This is a genomic window from Bacillus salacetis, assembly GCF_003581585.1.
GTDB lineage: Bacteria > Bacillota > Bacilli > Bacillales > Bacillaceae_B > Rossellomorea > Rossellomorea salacetis.
Genome location: NZ_QXIR01000054.1, coordinates 1 through 18,416, shown reverse-complemented (window position 1 = coordinate 18,416; position 18,416 = coordinate 1). Strand labels below are relative to the sequence as shown.

The 18,416-nt window shown below is 42.2% G+C and carries 22 protein-coding genes and 1 pseudogene; 16 read left to right on the top strand and 7 right to left on the bottom strand.

What is annotated here, in order from left to right:
* Positions 1 to 101 precede the first annotated feature (101 nt).
* Positions 102 to 1,007, bottom strand: coding sequence for a COX15/CtaA family protein (locus tag D3H55_RS22965; protein ID WP_119549653.1), 906 nt, complete (start codon positions 1,005 to 1,007; stop codon positions 102 to 104).
* Positions 1,008 to 1,578: 571 nt separating this feature from the next.
* On the opposite strand from D3H55_RS22965, the gene cyoE reads away from it, so the two are divergent.
* The 9 genes from cyoE (at position 1,579) to D3H55_RS22920 (ending at position 9,568) form a co-directional block, all read left to right on the top strand.
* On the top strand, positions 1,579 to 2,493 hold the full coding sequence (cyoE, locus tag D3H55_RS22960) for a heme o synthase (protein WP_119549652.1): 915 nt from the start codon (positions 1,579 to 1,581) through the stop codon (positions 2,491 to 2,493).
* 99 nt (positions 2,494 to 2,592) lie between these two features.
* Entirely contained in the window at positions 2,593 to 3,672 is a 1,080-nt protein-coding gene (gene coxB / locus D3H55_RS22955) for a cytochrome c oxidase subunit II (RefSeq protein WP_119549651.1), read from the top strand.
* Between the two features lie 29 nt (positions 3,673 to 3,701).
* A complete protein-coding gene (gene ctaD, locus D3H55_RS22950; RefSeq protein ID WP_119549650.1) occupies positions 3,702 to 5,573 on the top strand; it encodes a cytochrome c oxidase subunit I in 1,872 nt (623 codons plus the stop codon).
* A complete protein-coding gene (locus D3H55_RS22945; RefSeq protein WP_119549649.1) occupies positions 5,573 to 6,202 on the top strand; it encodes a cytochrome (ubi)quinol oxidase subunit III in 630 nt (209 codons plus the stop codon). Before ctaD ends, D3H55_RS22945 begins: the two co-directional genes overlap by 1 nt.
* A gap of 4 nt (positions 6,203 to 6,206) precedes the next feature.
* Entirely contained in the window at positions 6,207 to 6,539 is a 333-nt protein-coding gene (ctaF, locus tag D3H55_RS22940) for a cytochrome c oxidase subunit IVB (RefSeq protein ID WP_119549648.1), read from the top strand.
* Positions 6,540 to 6,823: 284 nt separating this feature from the next.
* Positions 6,824 to 7,744 carry a cytochrome c oxidase assembly factor CtaG gene (ctaG, locus tag D3H55_RS22935; protein ID WP_119549647.1) on the top strand — a complete coding sequence of 307 codons (921 nt, stop codon included), beginning with the start codon at positions 6,824 to 6,826 and terminating at the stop codon, positions 7,742 to 7,744.
* A 38-nt stretch (positions 7,745 to 7,782) separates the two neighbouring features.
* Entirely contained in the window at positions 7,783 to 8,244 is a 462-nt protein-coding gene (locus D3H55_RS22930; protein ID WP_119549646.1) for a DUF420 domain-containing protein, read from the top strand.
* A 181-nt stretch (positions 8,245 to 8,425) separates the two neighbouring features.
* Positions 8,426 to 8,932, top strand: coding sequence for a GNAT family N-acetyltransferase (locus D3H55_RS22925; RefSeq protein WP_119549645.1), 507 nt, complete (start codon positions 8,426 to 8,428; stop codon positions 8,930 to 8,932).
* Positions 8,933 to 8,950: 18 nt separating this feature from the next.
* A complete protein-coding gene (locus tag D3H55_RS22920; RefSeq protein WP_119549644.1) occupies positions 8,951 to 9,568 on the top strand; it encodes a GNAT family N-acetyltransferase in 618 nt (205 codons plus the stop codon).
* 42 nt (positions 9,569 to 9,610) lie between these two features.
* Here D3H55_RS22920 and ytvI read toward each other — a convergent pair whose 3' ends face one another.
* Together ytvI and D3H55_RS22910 are read right to left on the bottom strand one after the other, a co-directional pair.
* Positions 9,611 to 10,669 (bottom strand): sporulation integral membrane protein YtvI, encoded by a 1,059-nt coding sequence (ytvI, locus tag D3H55_RS22915; RefSeq protein WP_119549643.1) that lies wholly within the window; start codon positions 10,667 to 10,669, stop codon positions 9,611 to 9,613.
* Between the two features lie 283 nt (positions 10,670 to 10,952).
* Positions 10,953 to 11,312 (bottom strand): YugN family protein, encoded by a 360-nt coding sequence (locus D3H55_RS22910; protein WP_119549642.1) that lies wholly within the window; start codon positions 11,310 to 11,312, stop codon positions 10,953 to 10,955.
* A gap of 174 nt (positions 11,313 to 11,486) precedes the next feature.
* On the opposite strand from D3H55_RS22910, the gene D3H55_RS22905 reads away from it, so the two are divergent.
* Positions 11,487 to 11,963 (top strand): CBS domain-containing protein, encoded by a 477-nt coding sequence (locus D3H55_RS22905; RefSeq protein WP_119549641.1) that lies wholly within the window; start codon positions 11,487 to 11,489, stop codon positions 11,961 to 11,963.
* 569 nt (positions 11,964 to 12,532) lie between these two features.
* On the top strand, positions 12,533 to 13,597 hold the full coding sequence (locus tag D3H55_RS22900) for a CAP domain-containing protein (protein ID WP_168413237.1): 1,065 nt from the start codon (positions 12,533 to 12,535) through the stop codon (positions 13,595 to 13,597).
* 430 nt (positions 13,598 to 14,027) lie between these two features.
* Here the strand turns inward: D3H55_RS22900 and D3H55_RS22890 are convergent, their stop codons facing one another.
* Positions 14,028 to 14,513, bottom strand: coding sequence for a PaaI family thioesterase (locus D3H55_RS22890; protein WP_119549638.1), 486 nt, complete (start codon positions 14,511 to 14,513; stop codon positions 14,028 to 14,030).
* A 305-nt stretch (positions 14,514 to 14,818) separates the two neighbouring features.
* Between D3H55_RS22890 and D3H55_RS22885 the strand changes: the two genes are divergently transcribed.
* From D3H55_RS22885 to D3H55_RS22870, 4 genes are all read left to right on the top strand, one after another.
* Entirely contained in the window at positions 14,819 to 15,229 is a 411-nt protein-coding gene (locus tag D3H55_RS22885) for a YlbD family protein (protein WP_119549637.1), read from the top strand.
* A gap of 11 nt (positions 15,230 to 15,240) precedes the next feature.
* Positions 15,241 to 15,480: a YlbE-like family protein gene (locus D3H55_RS22880; protein WP_119549636.1), complete on the top strand. Its 240-nt coding sequence runs from the start codon at positions 15,241 to 15,243 to the stop codon at positions 15,478 to 15,480.
* 107 nt (positions 15,481 to 15,587) lie between these two features.
* A complete protein-coding gene (locus D3H55_RS22875) occupies positions 15,588 to 15,980 on the top strand; it encodes a hypothetical protein (RefSeq protein ID WP_119549635.1) in 393 nt (130 codons plus the stop codon).
* A 62-nt stretch (positions 15,981 to 16,042) separates the two neighbouring features.
* Positions 16,043 to 16,486, top strand: a complete 444-nt coding sequence (locus D3H55_RS22870) for a YlbF/YmcA family competence regulator (RefSeq protein ID WP_119549634.1) — start codon at positions 16,043 to 16,045, stop codon at positions 16,484 to 16,486.
* A 26-nt stretch (positions 16,487 to 16,512) separates the two neighbouring features.
* Here the strand turns inward: D3H55_RS22870 and D3H55_RS22865 are convergent, their stop codons facing one another.
* On the bottom strand, positions 16,513 to 16,827 hold the full coding sequence (locus D3H55_RS22865) for a hypothetical protein (RefSeq protein ID WP_119549633.1): 315 nt from the start codon (positions 16,825 to 16,827) through the stop codon (positions 16,513 to 16,515).
* A gap of 86 nt (positions 16,828 to 16,913) precedes the next feature.
* Here D3H55_RS22865 and D3H55_RS22860 point away from each other — a divergent pair, with 86 nt between their 5' ends.
* Complete coding sequence (locus D3H55_RS22860) at positions 16,914 to 17,189, top strand: YlbG family protein (protein WP_119549632.1); 276 nt, start codon at positions 16,914 to 16,916, stop codon at positions 17,187 to 17,189.
* A gap of 245 nt (positions 17,190 to 17,434) precedes the next feature.
* On the opposite strand, the gene D3H55_RS22855 is transcribed toward D3H55_RS22860, so the two are convergent.
* Both D3H55_RS22855 and D3H55_RS25085 read right to left on the bottom strand, forming a co-directional pair.
* On the bottom strand, positions 17,435 to 17,821 hold the full coding sequence (locus D3H55_RS22855) for a DUF7147 family protein (protein WP_119549631.1): 387 nt from the start codon (positions 17,819 to 17,821) through the stop codon (positions 17,435 to 17,437).
* A gap of 308 nt (positions 17,822 to 18,129) precedes the next feature.
* A pseudogene (locus D3H55_RS25085) lies at positions 18,130 to 18,416 on the bottom strand (hypothetical protein); the annotation flags it as partial.

Sequence of the window (18,416 nt, the reverse complement as noted above, 5' to 3'; positions counted from 1 at the left end):
GGATGGGATATAATTCCCATCCTTTTTCTGTCGTAGAGATTGAGTTTCGCTTAAAATCAGTTTCCAGAGAAAGGAACTGAGTCATTATGTGTTCCTTATTACTAGCGGCGCAATTTGCTTCTGGATGCTATCAGGTTAAAATAACAGAGCAGACCGAACAAACACGAAATAATCAGAGCATGAGTAAGGGCGACATACAGATTCAGCCTTGTGAAAACAGTCAATGCCCCTGTGGCAGCTTGTAAGGTAACGAGGATCAGCGCAATGATCCAGCCCCAATATATGACTCTTTGGTCTTTGTAATTCCTGACTGCCAGATAGGCCGCATAGGCTATCCAGAAGAAGATAAGGCCAGCAGCGAATCTATGTCCCATCTGGATCCATTCATACATGTTGGAAGGCCAGGCGGGGCTGTCATTTAGGCAAAGAGGCCAGTCCCTGCAAATAAGGCTGGAATCAGTGTGTCTGACCAATGCACCGGTATAGATGACAATGTAGCTGTACAGGGTGATTCCGAGTATATGGAACCTCATTTTACGGTCAATGACCACCTTGTCGGCATCAAATTTCTTATCAACCTCAAAGATCAATAGTGTGAGCAGCAGGATGGCAGCAAACGAAATTAGTGATATGCCGAAGTGGAGGGCAAGTACAAAATCGGATTGTGCCCAAATGACGGCTGCTGCTCCGATCAGAGCCTGTGCTGCCAAAAAGAAAAAAGATAGTGCTGCAAGCAGTTTGGTCTCCCTTTTATAACCGATGGCTTTCCAGGACCAGATGGCAAGGATGAGGACAAGAATCCCGACACTGCCGGAAACCAGCCTGTGTGATAATTCGATGATCAATTCAAATGTGATATCGCTTGGGACAAATTCTCCATTGCACAGGGGCCATGAGCGGCCGCAGCCCATCCCGGACTCTGTCTTTGTAACCAGCGCGCCGCCCAGCAGCACGAAAAGCATTCCCAGGGTGGTGATGACGCTTAACCATTTCAATCCTTTATGCAATTTAAACACCTACTTTAAAATAAACTCTCAAACTTCCTAATAATATAAAAACCTATGATTTATACAAAAATCTGCAATGGGTATAATAGCGTATAAAAGTATTCTGCAAAAACGTACGCTTTTAAGATGATACCGAATATACCCTTAAAAAACAACAGATAAAATGTTACAGAATAACGAGAATGAATCGAAATACCATCATAAGTACTAGATTTCCAGAAAGGCCGCTCCGTTGAAATGTTACAAAAAAGACGAATGTCTGTAAGCGTTTCAATCAGATTTGTGATATGATGATTTAGTGAAAATATCTATACTAATGAAAGGAAGCTGGATGACACAATATCGCCATATTTCATTTTGTTCTATTGACCAAAAAGAAAAAAATCTGTGGTTTAATATAATATTGACAGCTTAAATTTCAGGAAAATTACAGGCTGTACCGACAATGTATTTCAGGTTTATTATAGGAAATCTATTAAATTCCTTTGTGGTTATAGAAATGGAAATGGAATTCCTTTATAGTATAGAGGTGAGGAAAGCCTCTGTTATCTCAAAGAGAGGAGGGGGAAAGATGTCTAACAGCAGAGTAATTGCAGATATGGAAGATACTGACATTCCAGTTACTACAGCGTGGAAAGACTTTTTGGCCCTTATTAAAATTGGTATCGTAAATTCCAATTTGATTACAACTTTTACAGGTATGTGGTTGGCGTTTTATTTTACCAATACACATTTTCTCGATTCACTTGACACGATGTTCCTCACTTTGGCCGGTTCAGCACTGGTGATGGGCGGTTCGTGCAGCATCAACAACTATATTGACCGTGATATCGACCATTTGATGGAGAGGACTAAGGGACGGCCAACGGTAACCGGCAAAATTACCGGCAGCAAGGCATTGCTGATTGGACTGCTCATGGTCGCAACAGGAACTGTCCTTTTATTTATGACCACTGTAACAGCCGGGGTTATCGGCATTATCGGTATCTTCAGTTATGTGGTCCTATATACTATGTGGTCTAAGAGACAGCATGTCAGCAATACGGTAGTAGGAAGCATTTCCGGGGCTGTACCTCCGCTGATCGGCTGGGCAGCAGTCGATGCGAATCTCGATATTATTGCCTGGATGCTATTCGCGATAGTGTTCATCTGGCAGCCGCCGCATTTTTATGCCCTTGCAATGAAGCGGGTAGAAGAATACAGAGCGGCAAACATTCCTATGCTGCCGGTTGTAAAAGGTTTTGCGGCAACAAAGAATCACAGTGTTGCATGGGTGGCTGCCCTGCTCCCTATACCATTTTTCTTATGGGATCTGGGTCCGGTGTTCTTCACACTTGCTACAGCATTCAACCTGGGATGGTTAGCTTTAGCTCTTTCAGGTTATAAAATGAAGGATGACCTTAAATGGGCAAGGCTCATGTTTGTTTATTCCTTGAACTATTTGACAATCCTTTTTGTAGCGATGGTCATTGTAACCGTCATTTGATTAATTCGGGAATTCTTTCTATAGGAAATCCATATAAAATAAGTTTCAGTCCTTGTTTTACAAAAAGTATATTACACGAAAGAGGGGTTTGATTAAGCTATGAAAGCAAGGCTAACTAAATGGCGTCTTTTATCGATTTTCACACTGATGGCGCTCGTTCTTTCCGGCTGTGGAGAACCATTTGTTTCTGCACTTCAGCCAGCCGGTGAAGTGGCACAGATGCAATATGATCTCATGATCCTGGCTACCACTATCATGGTTCTCGTTATAATAGTAGTTGCAATTGTTTACTTTGTTGCTATTGTTCGTTTCCGTCGTAAAAAAGGCGACGAAAATAAGATTCCAAAGCAAGTGGAAGGAAGCCATAAACTTGAGGTAATCTGGACAACTGTTCCGATCATCCTATTATTGATTTTGGCTGTACCTACTGTTTCAGCAACTTTCAAGTTGGCTGATACAGATGCGATGGAAAAGAAAGATGCAGAAGGAAACCGCGAAGCACTCGTGGTGAATGTCCGCGCCAATCTTTACTGGTGGGAATTTGAGTATCCGGATCAAGGGATCATCACTTCCCAGGACCTTGTAGTGCCGACTGACAGAAAAGTATATTTCAATGTTACTGCTTCTGATGTTAAGCACTCATTCTGGATTCCTGCTGTCGGCGGAAAAATCGACACGAACGTTGATAATGTCAATACGTTCTTCCTTAAGTTCGACAATGAAGCCGCAGAAGAAGTGAACAACCTTTTCTATGGAAAGTGTGCTGAGCTTTGCGGACCTTCACATGCTCTCATGGACTTCAAAGTAAAGGCCATCGCCCAGGATGACTTCAACAACTGGGTCGCAGACATGCAGGATGCAGAAGAGCCTGCTCCTACGACTGAATTAGCTCAACAAGGACAAGAAATCTTCAATCAAAAATGTATGAGCTGCCACGCAGTTTCAGGTCAGGATCAACGACCTGCACAGGCACGGCTTGCACCTAACCTTGCTAATTTTGGTGAGCGTTCCCGTGTGGCTGGTATTCTTGAACATAATGAAGAAGAATTGAAAAACTGGCTGGTAGACCCTGAACAATACAAACCTGGTAACAAAATGACAGGTACGTATGGTAAATTGGACGACCAGCAATTGGATGCCCTTGCAGAATACCTCATGGGCTTAAAAGTACAAGATTAATTTGGGGAAAGTAAAAGGGAGGTTTAATCGTGAGTAGCTATGCACAAAAGAAAGGCTTTGGCGCCACTCTTTGGGACTACTTGACAACAGTAGACCACAAGAAGATTGCGATACTCTACCTGATGTCAGGTGGATTCTTCTTCCTTCTTGGTGGGTTAGAAGCCTTGATTATTCGTATTCAGCTTGCCGTTCCGAATAATGATTTCATTACTGCGGGCTTATACAACGAAGTGTTGACCATGCACGGTACGACGATGATTTTCTTGGCAGCCATGCCGCTCATCTTCGCATTTTTGAATGCGGTCGTCCCATTGCAGATCGGTGCACGTGACGTTGCGTTTCCATTTTTGAATTCACTTGGTTTCTGGTTGTTCTTCTTCGGGGGAGTATTCTTAAACCTTTCCTGGTTCTTAGGTGGAGCACCTGATGCAGGATGGACTTCCTACGCATCATTATCACTTCATTCAGAAGGCCATGGAATCGATTTCTATGTCCTGGGTCTTCAGATATCCGGTGCAGGTACTTTGATTGGTGGTATCAACTTCCTGGTAACCATCATCACCATGCGTGCTCCTGGTATGACTTATATGCGTATGCCTTTGTTCACTTGGACGGCATTCGTTACATCGGCTCTGATCTTATTTGCATTCCCGGCTTTGACTGTCGGATTATTCCTTATGTTGTTTGACCGTATGTTCGGTTCCAATTTCTTTGATGTTGCAGCAGGGGGAAATACAATTATCTGGGAACATTTCTTCTGGATTTTTGGACACCCTGAAGTATATATCCTGATTCTTCCGGCGTTCGGTATTTTCTCTGAAATCATTCCGACATTCTCGAGAAAGCGTTTATTCGGATATTCATCCATGGTATTCGCAACCGTACTTATCGGCTTCTTAGGTTTCATGGTATGGGCTCACCATATGTTCACAGTTGGTCTTGGACCGATTGCGAATGCAATCTTTGCCGTTGCTACAATGGCTATCGCAGTTCCTACAGGAATCAAGATTTTCAACTGGCTATTGACACTTTGGGGAGGAAGCATTTCTTTTACAACTCCAATGCTTTATGCCGTATCATTCATTCCGTCTTTCACAGCCGGCGGTGTAACAGGTGTCATGCTTGCTTCAGCAGCAGCTGACTATCAGTTCCATGATACTTATTTCGTAGTTGCCCACTTCCACTATGTAATCGTTGGTGGTGTAGTGTTCGCACTGCTAGCAGGTACACATTTCTATTGGCCGAAAATGTTCGGTACAATGTTAAACGAATTCCTTGGGAAAATCAGCTTCTGGTTATTTTTCATCGGATTCCATTTAACTTTCTTTATTCAGCATTTCCTAGGATTGATGGGTATGCCTCGCCGTATCTGGAAGTTCTTGCCTGGTCAAGGATTCGAGACAGGCAACCTTGTAAGTTCCATCGGAGCAGCCTTCATGGGAGTAGCTGTAATCCTATTATTGATCAATATCATCATGACTCAAGTTAAAGGTGTTAAAGTCGGCAACGATCCATGGGGAGACGGTCGAACTCTTGAATGGGCTATTCCTTCACCTCCTCCATTCTATAACTTCAAGCAGACTCCGCTTGTGCGCGGTCTTGACGCTTGGTGGTTGGAAAAAATGGAAGGCAAGAAAGAATATACTCCGGCTGAGCCGATCGGTGATATCCATATGCCGAACAATTCAATTCTGCCATTCGTCATGTCATTTGGATTATTCGTGGCTGCCTTTGGTGCCATGTATCATGTGGATGACAAGGCTTGGGCTATTCCGGTGCTTGTGATCGGAATGCTGATTACCCTTGGAGCAATGTTCCTGAGATCCGTCATAGACGATCACGGATATCATGTCCATAAAGAAGACCTTCTTGAGGATTCCGACAAAGGAGGTAAGGCATAATGCAAACAGAAGAAAAATTCACGCCGAAAACATGGCCGGCGGCACCTGAAAAGGCTACGATGGAAGCAAAGAATAAGTTCCTTGGATTCTGGTTCTTCCTTGGCGGGGAGACCGTCCTGTTCGGTTCTTTATTTGCAACATATCTTGCTTTGAAAGACAGTGTGCCCAGCCCGGATCATGCGCTGGCAAAAGATCTTTTTGATCTGCCGCTTGCATTCATTGCAACAATGCTTCTTTTAACCAGTTCGTTAACAAGCGTATATGCAATGTATCACATGAAGAATTACAGCTTTAAGAATATGCAGGCATGGCTTTTGATTACAGTCTTGCTTGGTGCCGGCTTCCTTGGACTGGAGATTTATGAGTTCAATCATTATGTCCATGAATATGGTCATACCTTTACCAGCAGTGCCTTTGGTTCAGCTTTTTACACACTGGTTGGATTCCACGGTGCGCACGTTGCCTTCGGACTTCTATGGATTACTTCATTGATGGTCCGTAATGCCAAGCGAGGCCTGAATCTTTACAATGCTCCTAAGTTCTATGTTGCAAGTTTGTATTGGCACTTCATCGATGTCGTGTGGGTGTTCATCTTCACGGTAGTATATCTAATGGGAATGGTGGGATAAACTGATGGCGAATGTACAATCAAATTCAGGTAACCCAAGTGTAGATTACGAGTATCGTCGTAAGAAAAATGCAGAAGATATGAGGATGCAGGTGGTTTCATTTGCCCTTATGATCTTTTTGACCCTAGTGGCTTTCGTAGCAGTGGCAGGCGGATTTTCAAAATGGTTCATTGTGCCATTCATCCTTCTGCTGGCTGTCGTCCAATTGATTTTCCAATTGTATTACTTCATGCATATGAGCCATAAAGGTCATGAAGCACCAGCATTATTCCTGTATTCGGGTGCACTGGTTGCCTTCATCACTGTGTTGACTTTTATGACGATCGTCTGGATCTAAGTGATTCCAAACCCCATAGAATTGCCTTTGGCAATTCTATGGGGTTTTTTGTGTGCTCTATATAGATATGTTTGCAGCAGTCAAGAAAGCTTTTTGCTGCTGCTGCCGGACCAAAATCCGCCGCCGGGTAGTGCCAGGCTGCTGATAGGAATTCCCATTTTTGACTTATGAGACTAGGTTTTAACAGGGGAAATGTCATCAACTTGTCATGAGCGGACGTTGAACTGTCGAAACCTGCAACGTATAATAAGGATGAGCATCTTTTGAGGAAATGAGGTATTCGTATGCATTTAGGTATATTTGGATTTTTTGCGTTATGGAGTCCTTTATTTATAATAACCATATTATTTATGACTGCAGTTTACTTTTTGATAACCGTTAAATGGAGGAACAGCTTTAAGGGAAGTGAACCTCTCACCGTCAAACAGGCATCATTTTTCCTGATCGCCATGATCCTGCTCTATGCAATTAAAGGTTCACCTGTCGAAGTGATGAGTACCATGCTGTTTTCGGTTCATATGACACAGATGGCCACACTTTACTTGGTTTTTACGCCAATTTTGTTAATGGGGATCCCAAGCTGGGTGTGGAGGAATGCAGTGGAATTGCCAGTCATCAAAACCATCTTTAAATTCGCTGCACAACCTCTCATTGCTTTAATCTCTTTTAACCTTGTTTTCTCTGTATACCACATCCCGGCTGTCTTCGATAATGTCAGAACGGATGTGACACTGCACGGCTTATTCACATTTATACTTTTCATACTTGCGGTCTTTATGTGGTGGCCGTTGTTGAATCCGGCCAACAGCAAAAATGACCTTCACGGGTTAAAGAAGATAGGATATATCCTGGGCAGTGCCGTTTTGTTAACACCTGCTTGCGGATTGATCATCTTTGCTGATAACCCATTATATGCAACTTATTATGATCCTCAAGAGTGGTTGAAGGCGTTGGCTCTGTGCGTGCCGGCTAATACACTTTCAGGGTTGACTCTAAGCGGTCCTGAACTGTTTACTTCCATGTCCCTGGAACATGACCAGCAGCTGGGCGGCGTCATCATGAAAATCATCCAGGAAATAGTGTTTGGTGTTGTTCTTGCCAGCCTGTTTTTCCAATGGTATAACAAAGACCAGGCAGAAGCAGCTGAATCCATGCATGATTATCAGTCTACTGCAAACATGGCCAATCCAAAGCCAGTTGAATAAGAAACGATTCTTACCACAGAAAAAGAGAGGAAGAAACCATGTCTTTACCTATTCTACCCACCATCAGCACAACATTTATCGTCTTAAGTGCCATTACTGTCGCTATCGGCTGGTGGCAGATCAAACAACGTAAGATTGAAGCACACAAAAAAACAATGTTTACAGCAGCTGTGTTTGCGTTAATTTTTTTCATCATTTACATGAGCCGGACAATCTTTGTGGGAAATACTTCCTTCGGCGGACCTGATGATATTAAAATATACTATACGCTATTTTTGATCTTCCATATCACCCTTGCCACAACCGGGGCAGTTTTCGGCCTTGTTACCATTTGGACAGGATATAAAGAGAATTACAAGAGACACAGAAGGCTTGGACCCATTACAAGTATCATCTGGTTTTTTACTGCAACAACTGGTGTCGCAGTTTACCTGCTTTTATATGTCCTGTACAAAGGCGGGGAGACCACTTCTGTCATAAAGGCAATCCTTGGCCTGTAATAATGCAAGGCAGAGAGCAGGTGTATTCACCAGCTCTTTTTTTCAGTTTAATATGATGATTCATGGTTAGAGAGGAACCTACCGTTACATTATGGGAGAAATTCTATTAAGCATACTCTGCCTTATTAGGATAAAGGAATCGATTGTCTCTATGAAGAATAACTGAGTGAGGTGAACTACTATGAAAATCAAAAGGCTCGGCAAGGATCAATATGAAGAATCACTGAAACTTTCAATGTATGCTTTTCAATATAATGTTCCTGATGAGGAGAAAGTAAAAAGATTCAAGCAGTTGGATGACCAGGAACTGTATGGGATTGAAGTCGAGGGAAATCTTGCTGCTAAACTTCATCTGCTCCCGCTGAATATCATATTCGGGGAAGCATCAATGAAAATGGGCGGAATAGCAGGTGTGGCGACTTATCCGGAACACCGAAGGAAGGGTTTGGTAAAAGAATTACTGTCTGAATCTTTAATAAGAATGAGGGAACTGGGACAAACCGTATCAATGCTGCATCCATTTTCAGTAGCTTTTTATCGAAAATACGGATGGGAATTATTCTCTGCCCTGAAGAAAGTAAAGGTTGCTAAACAAGACCTGAAGATGTTCGAAGAAGTTTCAGGTACTATAAAAAGATTCAATAAAGATAATTTTCCTTCGGAATTGGAAGGGATATACGCTGATTAAGCCCTCAAATTCAATGGTATGCTGTCCAGAGGAAGGGAATGGTGGAAGGAAAGGACTATTAGTTCATTGAATGCAGCAATCTATTACGATAGTGAAGGAAAGGGGAAAGGATACCTCTTATATGTGATAAGGGATCAGCGAATGAAGGTGGAAGAATTCGTGGCGTTAAATGCGGAAGCGAGGAGTGGCTTGTGGAACTTTATCTGCCAGCATGATTCCATGCTTTCTGAAGTAGAACTCAACCTGTCCCCGGATGACCCACTGGTCTTTTTACTTGACAATCCAAGGGTTTCAACAGAGCTTCACCCATATTTTATGGCAAGGATAGTCGATGTTCCTGCATTTCTTACATTGATTCAACCTGCATTTACTCAAGAAGTTTCCTTTAGAGTCACTGACAGATATGCGCCATGGAATAACGGTACATTCACTATAACACCGGAAAAGGTGTCGATCGAGAATGAACAGCGTGCACAAGTTGTGGAGATGGATGTTAATGCACTGGTTCCTTTGTTTTTTGGCATGTATTCTTCACGAGAGTTATATGAAATGGATGTACTTAAAGGGGATACTGAGAGTATTGCAGCATTGGAAGGTTTGAAGGTGAACCGCGGCTTTTTTTACGACTTTTTTTAAATCAGATAAGGCAGGTCTCCCATTGGGAACCTGCCTTAATTATCATATTTTGAAGTTTAACTTGATGATTCCTGCTTCTTTGGCTGAAGTAAAGACAATCAGGATCAACGGACCCAATATAAATCCCAGTACACCAAGCAGCTGGACTCCCAGGTACATGGCGATAAGAGTAGCTAGTGGAGACAGGCCGATATGGCTTCCCATCACCTTTGGCTCCACTGTCCGGCGGATGATCAGGAGGACAGCAGCTAATATGGCCAATTCCGTACCAAGTGTAAGGTTGCCTGATAACAGGTGGTACATTGCCCAGGGAGCCAGGACAACGATAGAACCGATCAGCGGGATGAAATCAATGAGCCAAATAATGATCGACATCACGACAGCGACTTCCGGCGCTATAAACAGGAGACCGATTAATGACACGACAAAGATGATGATACTGACCAGAAATTGAGCCTTGAAAAACCCAAAAATCACATAAGAGAGTCTTGAAGTCATAAAGTTGACTTTCTCTGCGGTCTTTTCGGTTAAATGGTTAAAGATTGTCTGCTTGATCCTTGGCAGGTCCAGCATGAACATGAACAGCGCAATCAGGAAAACAAGGAAACTGACCAGATAGTTAGGGATGTAAGCAAGAAATGCACTGATCTTTTCAATGTTTAAGTACTCTTTTAAACTATTTTTGAAGCTGTTTAGAAAGTCTTGTACTTCCTGGCTGACTTCGGCAACAATTTCAATCGGAAGATCTTTGGCAGCGTTGGTCAACTGCTTTTCATATGTAAGCCAAATGTCGCTTAACTGATTAATATAAACTGGCATGTCTTCAACAAGTTTGACTCCTTCTCCCACAACCTTGGTGATCACGAAATAGGAAAGGATGCCAATGGAAAGCATGAAAATAATGAATACGATCAAAACAGCAAGCTTTCTTTTGATCTTGAACTTTCTTTCCAGCAACTTAACCACGGGATCCAGTAACAGTGCTGTGACAATCGCGGTTATCAGTGGTATCGATACCGGAAGGATATAATAAAACAATAAAATGGTGATGATGACAGCAAGAGCAATCATGATCATCTTTTTGGAGAGAAATTTCGCCAATTTGACGCCCCTTTCTTCTTATGTACCTATAACTATTATATTACAGCAGAGCCCATACTGAACAGAGCGGAGCACCGCAATTACAATTTTTTTAAGTCTCAATTCCTGGACTTTGCTGCTATTTTATATAATTTTTCGCCATGCTTCAGTTGAAAAATTCCTTGCCAAGAAAAATCTGCTATCCTGTCAACTGAAATCCAGGATTTTCAAAAGTCATTGATGGGTCAAAGGGGTAAAAAAAGCCGGCCAGAAGGTTTGTCCTTCAGCCGGCGTGGGATGTATATTATTCAGCGAATCCAGAGACTTCAGTCTTGAGTTCAGCCAAAAGCTTTTCACATGTCGTAACAAGATGGGCAGGGAAATGTTCTCCCTCGCCATACTCAATACCATGCGGATAATAGTGTTTTCCAAGCAGTGGTGTCATCAGTTGGATGACAGCATCGTGCCTGCCGATATCACCGTTAACTGAATGACCCTGTATCCTTAGATAGTATGTACCTTCTTTAATTTCGAATTTCTTGTCATAGGTAACACGCTCGTAATCCCATTGTCCTTCCCTTAACATCCCATGAGATTTCATGACTTCATCAAGTCTGTTTAAATCCGCTTTCATTTTTTCAACGCCAGAACCTTCAAAGCGCATAATTTATCCCTCCTATATCGTCAAGGCATTCTTATCTTCTCAAAAATATCCAGATAAAATGCAAAAAAATCCTCATCCTTTATAATAGTGTAATTTTATTATTGTTGCAACGAATACATGTGACGAATTTGGTAATTCCCCTTCTGCAGGAGAATACTTCTTTTTCAAAAGAGAATGATATGGAGGGAGACAAAACTGAAATGGAGTGAAGCAGGCGTGATTGTTAAAGAGATTATGACCAGGAATGTAGAAACATGCACCTTGCTGGACAATGTTTATGAAGTAGCTGTAAAAATGAAGGAAAATGATGTTGGAGCGATCCCTATTGTGGATGGAGAACACCTTATAGGGATGATTACAGACAGGGACCTGGTCATCAGGGGGATTGCTGAAAAGCATCCTGGTTCCTCTAAAGTCGAAACAGTTATGAGTGATGAACTGGTGACTATCGGCTCGGAAGCATCAGCAGTTGAAGCGGCCGATCTCATGAGCCGCCATCAAATCAGGCGGCTCCCTGTGGTGGATGGCCAAAAACTTATCGGAATAGTCTCCCTGGGCGACCTGGCTCTGAGAGATAAACTGGACCACCAAACCAATCAAGCAATTGAAAAAATCTCCGAACATGAGATAGGCGCCAATAAACCTATCTGAAGAACTGCCGTCCGCATGTGACTGCCTGATTTATGAGAGTCATCAATCCTGTATATGATCAGCCATTTAAAAGGCGTCATGATCGCAGGGGACGGATGTGTTCTCCTCAGGCAGTCTTTTTAGTATGCTCTTTTCTTTTCCCGGACAAAAACGTGGAATACAGGGGAGGAATCCGGCTCCGTGGGATATTCCCGAAAGCAGCAATAAGTGTGAAAACCACCTTTTATTTGATCTAATTGCTCTGTTGATGAAGCTGATTTTCTACAACCGGCTGCTTAAGTGAAATGGATTTCTTTTTCCATAAGAATAAATTCTATGATTCAAACAGTCCAACATAAGATAAATTGACGTATATAAATGAATGAAGCATGAATAAACTAATACTATATTGATGGGAAATATACGAAATTTCTAAAAGCTCTTACTGTAAAAGCGGTTAGGAGTAATGCTATACTAATAATAGTTCAAGCTACATATGGCCAGATATTTACCGGTTTTATACAGTGGAATGCCTCCTGAAATAGTGATTTATTTTATATCAGCATATTAAAAAGAAAGGAGGATAATTTCTGAAAACCTTACTTAGGATATTAACGATTTTAGCAATTATAATTTTTGTAGGTATTTATTCAAATGGTAAACAAGATGATACACCCATCCTAAAAGGTCCCGGAACAAAGGAACCTCAAGTTGATGAAGAGGACATGCTGGACGGGAAAGGTGAACAATCAGACCCGGGTGTGTCTGCACAAGGAGTTGCTTCATTCATCAACAAGAGTGCCGAAGAGCTGGTAGCGCAGCTTGGCGAACCCGATCGGATCGATCCCTCGGCATATAGTTACGAATGGTGGATCTATCATATTTCCGATCAGGAATATTTGCAGGTCGGCATTGAAAGGAGCAAGGTCGTCACTATTTATGCAGCCGGTGAAGATTCAGATATTAAACCTTTTAAGATAGGACAGTCGATCAAAGAGATTTATCAAAATTCTTCCGTAGAATCAGAAATTGTAGTTCAAGTCAACGGAGGCACATATCGCTTTGAACTTTCTGAAGAGGATTTGTATACCAGGATGCTCACCATGATCGGGGATGTGTATGCCCAGCTTTATCTTGATCAGTATACGGGTGAGCTTGTGAGCATTCGTTTATTCAATAAAGAAACACTTGTTGAGCAAAGGCCGTATGAAATGGTGTATAGAGGCGAGCTGATGGAAGAAAAAGAGATACCGGAAGAAAGATGGGAAGAAATTTCTGAGGGCAGTGAGCTGCAAATCTTGGACATCACCAATATAATTCGCTCAAATTATGATGCAAATCCAGTGGAGTGGGACGAGCAAACAGCATTGGTTGCAGAGGAACATAGTAAGGATATGTTTGAAGAGGACTACTTTTCCCATGAGTCACCAACTTCTGGGACACTGGCAGACCGGCTGGAGAATGCCGGCATCCCATTTGGCATGGCAGGAGAAAACATTGCTGCGCAATATGCAGATGGACCTGCAGCAGTCCATGGCTGGCTGAATTCAGAGGGGCACCGTAAAACTTTGTTGGAGCAGGACTTCACCCATATCGGCGTAGGGGTATATAGAAAATACTATACCCAGAATTTCATCCAGCGGTTCGAGCAATGAACCGGCTGATTCCTGTACGTTCATTCTTCAGGAAAGCCTGTCCAGTGACAGGCTTTTTATATAAGGCTCTTTTCGTTAACTTTGTTGCTATTCAATATAATCAAATAATATCCTTGTAAATTGTCGTAAAAACCCCGGTGAGAAGGAAAGAAAAGAGCTGCTCGTTCTTTTTCGGAAGTAAAACCTTTGTATAAAGGGGGAAAATCCGGCAACTGGGATTTTTCCGAAAGCAGCAATATATGCGAAAACAGCCTTTTATAAAGCGGTTCCCCATTATGATTGCTTTCTGAAAAATTCCCTGTGCATATTCCCAAGCTTTACTCTCGAATTAGAAAAGCGGCTTTTTTATTCCTGCATATCCGGTTTTTACTGACAAGTGAAACTTATAATAAATAGCAGCAAAGTATTCTTTTATTAAGGGAAGGTGCTGTTATCTTTTTTTAATTACAAAAAATGATCCTGTGCAATGTGCTACTGTTCTGCCTTCGTCAGAAATCACTATTCCATCTATGACCAGCGTTTTTGAACCTTTATGTACCAGGGATGCCTTTGCTGTCAGATTTCCATGAGTCCCGGGTGCCAAGTAATGAATATTAAGGTTGGTCGTAACCGCCCCGAACCCTTCAGGAAGCAGGATATTTGCCAGCGTCCCCATCGCTGTATCAACAAGTGTAGCAGTGATGCCTCCATGTACAATCTCCAGTGAATTATATGTGAGGGGTGTGATTGGGATGCACACATCAACTGTGTCATCTCCTACTATTCTATCCATTGCGAGCGCAGCACCTATATAAGAGCCATTATGGTTGTCCTGTTTGCGTCTTACTCCCTGAAGCATTTGCTTTATGACTTCCATATCCGCTTCATTTCCATTTTCTATACATTGATTGAGCAGTCTTGTCAGTTCTTCGTTCATTATGATACATCCTTCTTTTTGTTTAGTTCTGTAACAGCCATTTACTATATTTGAATAAAAGATTGCCTTTTGCTGTCTTTGCCCGGAGGCGTTTCAGTACGGCTTGAATCCCTTATTGAAGAGTTGAAGTTCACTCAGAAAGCCAAAACAGCATTTTTTAATCAGACTATTTAATCATATCATGAAATAATTTTACCCGGGAATCTTTTGCATTGCGCTTTTTCCATTTCTCAGCGGAAGTTCACATTTTTTATATACCATCATAAATTATAGTAGGTATATGCCCTGACTAGGAGGTGAAGGATATGGCCGGAAAGCTGCATCCTAAAGTCAAGGAATTCAAGGAGTTTGTACAGAAGCACCCTAAATTATCTAATGAAGTGAAAAAAGGGTCAGCAAGTTGGCAGGAATTATTTGAAGAATGGTATCTGTTAGGCGAAGAGGATTCCCGTTGGGATAAATATCGGGAAGGGAAAACGGGCCAGCAGCAGGACAAGAAAGACTCTAAGGGGTTTATGGATCAAATTGGCGGAATGCTGAAGAACATGGATCCAGATCAAATGCAGCAGCATATAAACAGCTTGAGTCAGGCAATCGGGGCAGTGCAGGGTGTGCTGTCACAATTTCAATCGAGTAGTAATACGACCGCAGCTGCTCCAGAACAAAGTGAAGCACCACAGCGGGCAAGGCACCCATTCTCTATTAGAAAAGATTAGGATGTGAAACCATGAGGAAGGAAGTCATTGAATATATTCACTCCAAACAGGATTTAAAGGATTTCATAAGAGTACAGCCAGTCTGGTATAGGATACTAAGCAAAAACCCGCATTGGCTGGATAAATTTGAAGCAGCCTCGATCAACCACTTTGAAAAGACAGTGCATCACCAGGTCCAGAGATTCTCCAATGGAGTCCAGATGGCCTCAATGATGATGCAAATGTTCCAGGCCATGAACGATTCCAAATAATCAACGGAACAAAAAATCAAAATTTATACAGCACAGACATGTGAATGTATATTTTTTTGGTTAAAAACCATCTTGTCTGTAAACTCTAAGGGCAAGGAGTGGTTTAGATGAAAAAGTGTATGCTATTGCTTTTAATATTGGGATTGGCTGGATGCCAAGAGGATATGCCTGAACCTGAATCATTTGGGCAGAAGCTTGAAGCAAAGGCGGCATCTGTCAGTTCAGCGGATAAAGCGGAAATCACTGTCAGACATGTTGTGCAGGGGAGCCAGGTTTATGTGGAATGTATCGCTCGGGGCGTCACGTTCAATGCCGATAATGCTGGCAGAAAAGGAAAGATCATAGTGACTGTGGATGGAAAAAGATTCGATGAGTACCATACTGCGGCATTCGTTATGAAAGGTTTGAATAAAGGGGTCCATCATGTGAAGGTCGATGTTGTATCAAGGGATAATACTGCACTGGGATTGCAAAAGCAGTTCTATATCACAATTCCATAAAAATCAACCATTCGCTTACTTTCGTCAAACGTGGTAAAATATCGTTATGGAGGTGAGCGTTTTTGCTTGCTACAAGTGAAGGATTGGAAATACAGGAATCTGTTGAAGAATTGGCTGCTCAAATTCTGCAATCAGAGGTTGCAGATGAGTATCGTCGTTGTTTATATAAGCTCCAGAGAAGTAAAGATACACAGCGTAAGATCCAGGAATTCAACAAAATGAAGGAACTTTATGAAGAAGTTCAGCGTTTTGGCAGGTATCATCCCGACTACAAACGGGTAATGATGGAGATCCGTCAGTTGAAACGGGATATGGACCTGGATGATAACGTGGCAAATTTCCGCCGTGCTGAAAATGATTTGCAGGATTTATTGGACCAAGTCAGTGTCATCATTGGCAAATCGGTATCTGAAAATGTGAAAGTACCAACCGGAAATCCTTTCTTCGATTCCGGCTCTGCCTGTGGAGGCGGTTGCGGAAGCGGAGGAAGCTGCGGCTGTTCTTAAAAATGCGGGGATCCCCCGCATTTTTTTTATCCTCGCAGCCGTATGCAGTCTACACAAAGATTTCCACAGCAAAACATTTTTTCCTGGGGAACGTAGAAACGGTGCCGGTACACAAAGTGATTAGCTTGCGGCCTTACATAAACCGTTTCTGAATGGAGGCGTTTACCGCGCATGGATTTCGCTGCAGACTTTTTGATGATTTCTTCGATTTCTTCCTTGGCACACGAGGCTTTAACATAGATGAATGGAATACCAGCTATCTTTTTCATTTCATAGTCCTCGATGGCTTTGAATGATTGCAAATGTTCAGCGAACTTATCCCAAATCACTGCCAAGTCCATTCCGTTCATCCTTTCTATTGTTGATTTATGGTTATTTTATGTGCTAGACTTATGAAAAATAGAGTGAAAACTAAGGGGAAAATAAGATGTTTACCGAAAGACAAGGTATTACTGTATGGTTATATAGTTTGAAGCATGCCAAATCCATGAGACGGTTCGGTAACGTTCAGTATGTTTCAAGAAAGCTGAAATATGTTGTATTATACTGCAGCCAAAGTGAAACGGATTCGATTATCGAAAAACTTTCGTCCTATTCTTATGTGAAGAAAGTGGAACCATCCTATAAGCCGTTCATAAAGACACAATTTGAAAATTCAAAGCCTGACAAAGCAAAAGAATATGATTATAAAATGGGTATTTAACAAATCCCTGCCTTTGAGTCAATCCTCATTTATCACCATCCGGGTGATGCACTTGAAAAACCATAAGAGGCTGGAATGGAAAAATTCTTTCTCCTGGCGAGGGAGATGATCCGGCGTAACCAACGTAAGATTCTGTTCTTGGAATGATTTATTTAAAGAGACGCTGTAAATGTGGAAATGTCCGTCTAATAAGAAAGCAAACAGGAGATAGAGCCTGTTTGCTTTTGTTCGTTCAGAGCCTTTTCTTATTGCATTGGCGGAATATAATGATTCAATCTCAATATCGCAATAAGATGCTGATAATATAAGTCCTTCTCGGCAAAAAAGGAAGACGGCTTCACATCCATCTGTATGACTTCCCGGCCCTGGGCCTTTGCAGCCTGTTCAAATAATTCGAATCTTTTGTTGGGTACGTGATTTGGGTCCGGGATCCCTTCCCTGCAAATATATAAGGGCTGAAATTTTTCTCGTGCAGGTTTAAGGACAACGGCCAATGATGTCACGGGCCTGTCATTGACGACTGTATGAAAAGCCAGGAAGTGCTGTATCCGCTGTTCATTATAATGTGCAAGTTCAATTAGTTCATATAAATCGGAATACCCTTCCCCGAGTTCGATAAAACGCTGAATCATGTAAAGTGCTCCCTTCAATCCTCATTAAATCAATTATTTCTACTCCAATCTTTAATTATTCCAAAGACCTTTTAAGAAGTAAAGAGCCTTATTGTAAGCTGCTTCTTTGGCTGTGCTGAACTGTGCCTTTCTGCTTTATACAATGGCCGGTTTGCAAGCGTAAGGGGTGTTACGTATATCTCATGCAGAATTTCGTCTACCCGCATTGTATTGAGCGGCAGCTTCACATAGGAACATTTGCCTGTCGGGGCTGATCAGGGCGCTTGCGCTTTATAATCAATCCAGCTTCAGCGCCCAGCCCCTCGGGGTCAAATAACCCAAAGAGAATAAAAGGAAAGAGCGCCTTTTTTTCTCTTTGGAACATTTGCCTGTCGGGGCTGATCAGGGCGCTTGCGCTTTATAATCAATCCAGCTTCAGCGCCCAGCCCCTCGGGGTCAAATAACCCAAAGAGAATAAAAGAAAGAGCGCCTTTTTTTCTCTTTGGAACATTTGCCTGTCGGGGCTGATCAGGGCGCTTGCGCTTTATAATCAATCCAGCTTCAGCGCCCAGCCCCTCGATGTCAAATAACCCAAAGAGAATAAAAGGAAAGAGCG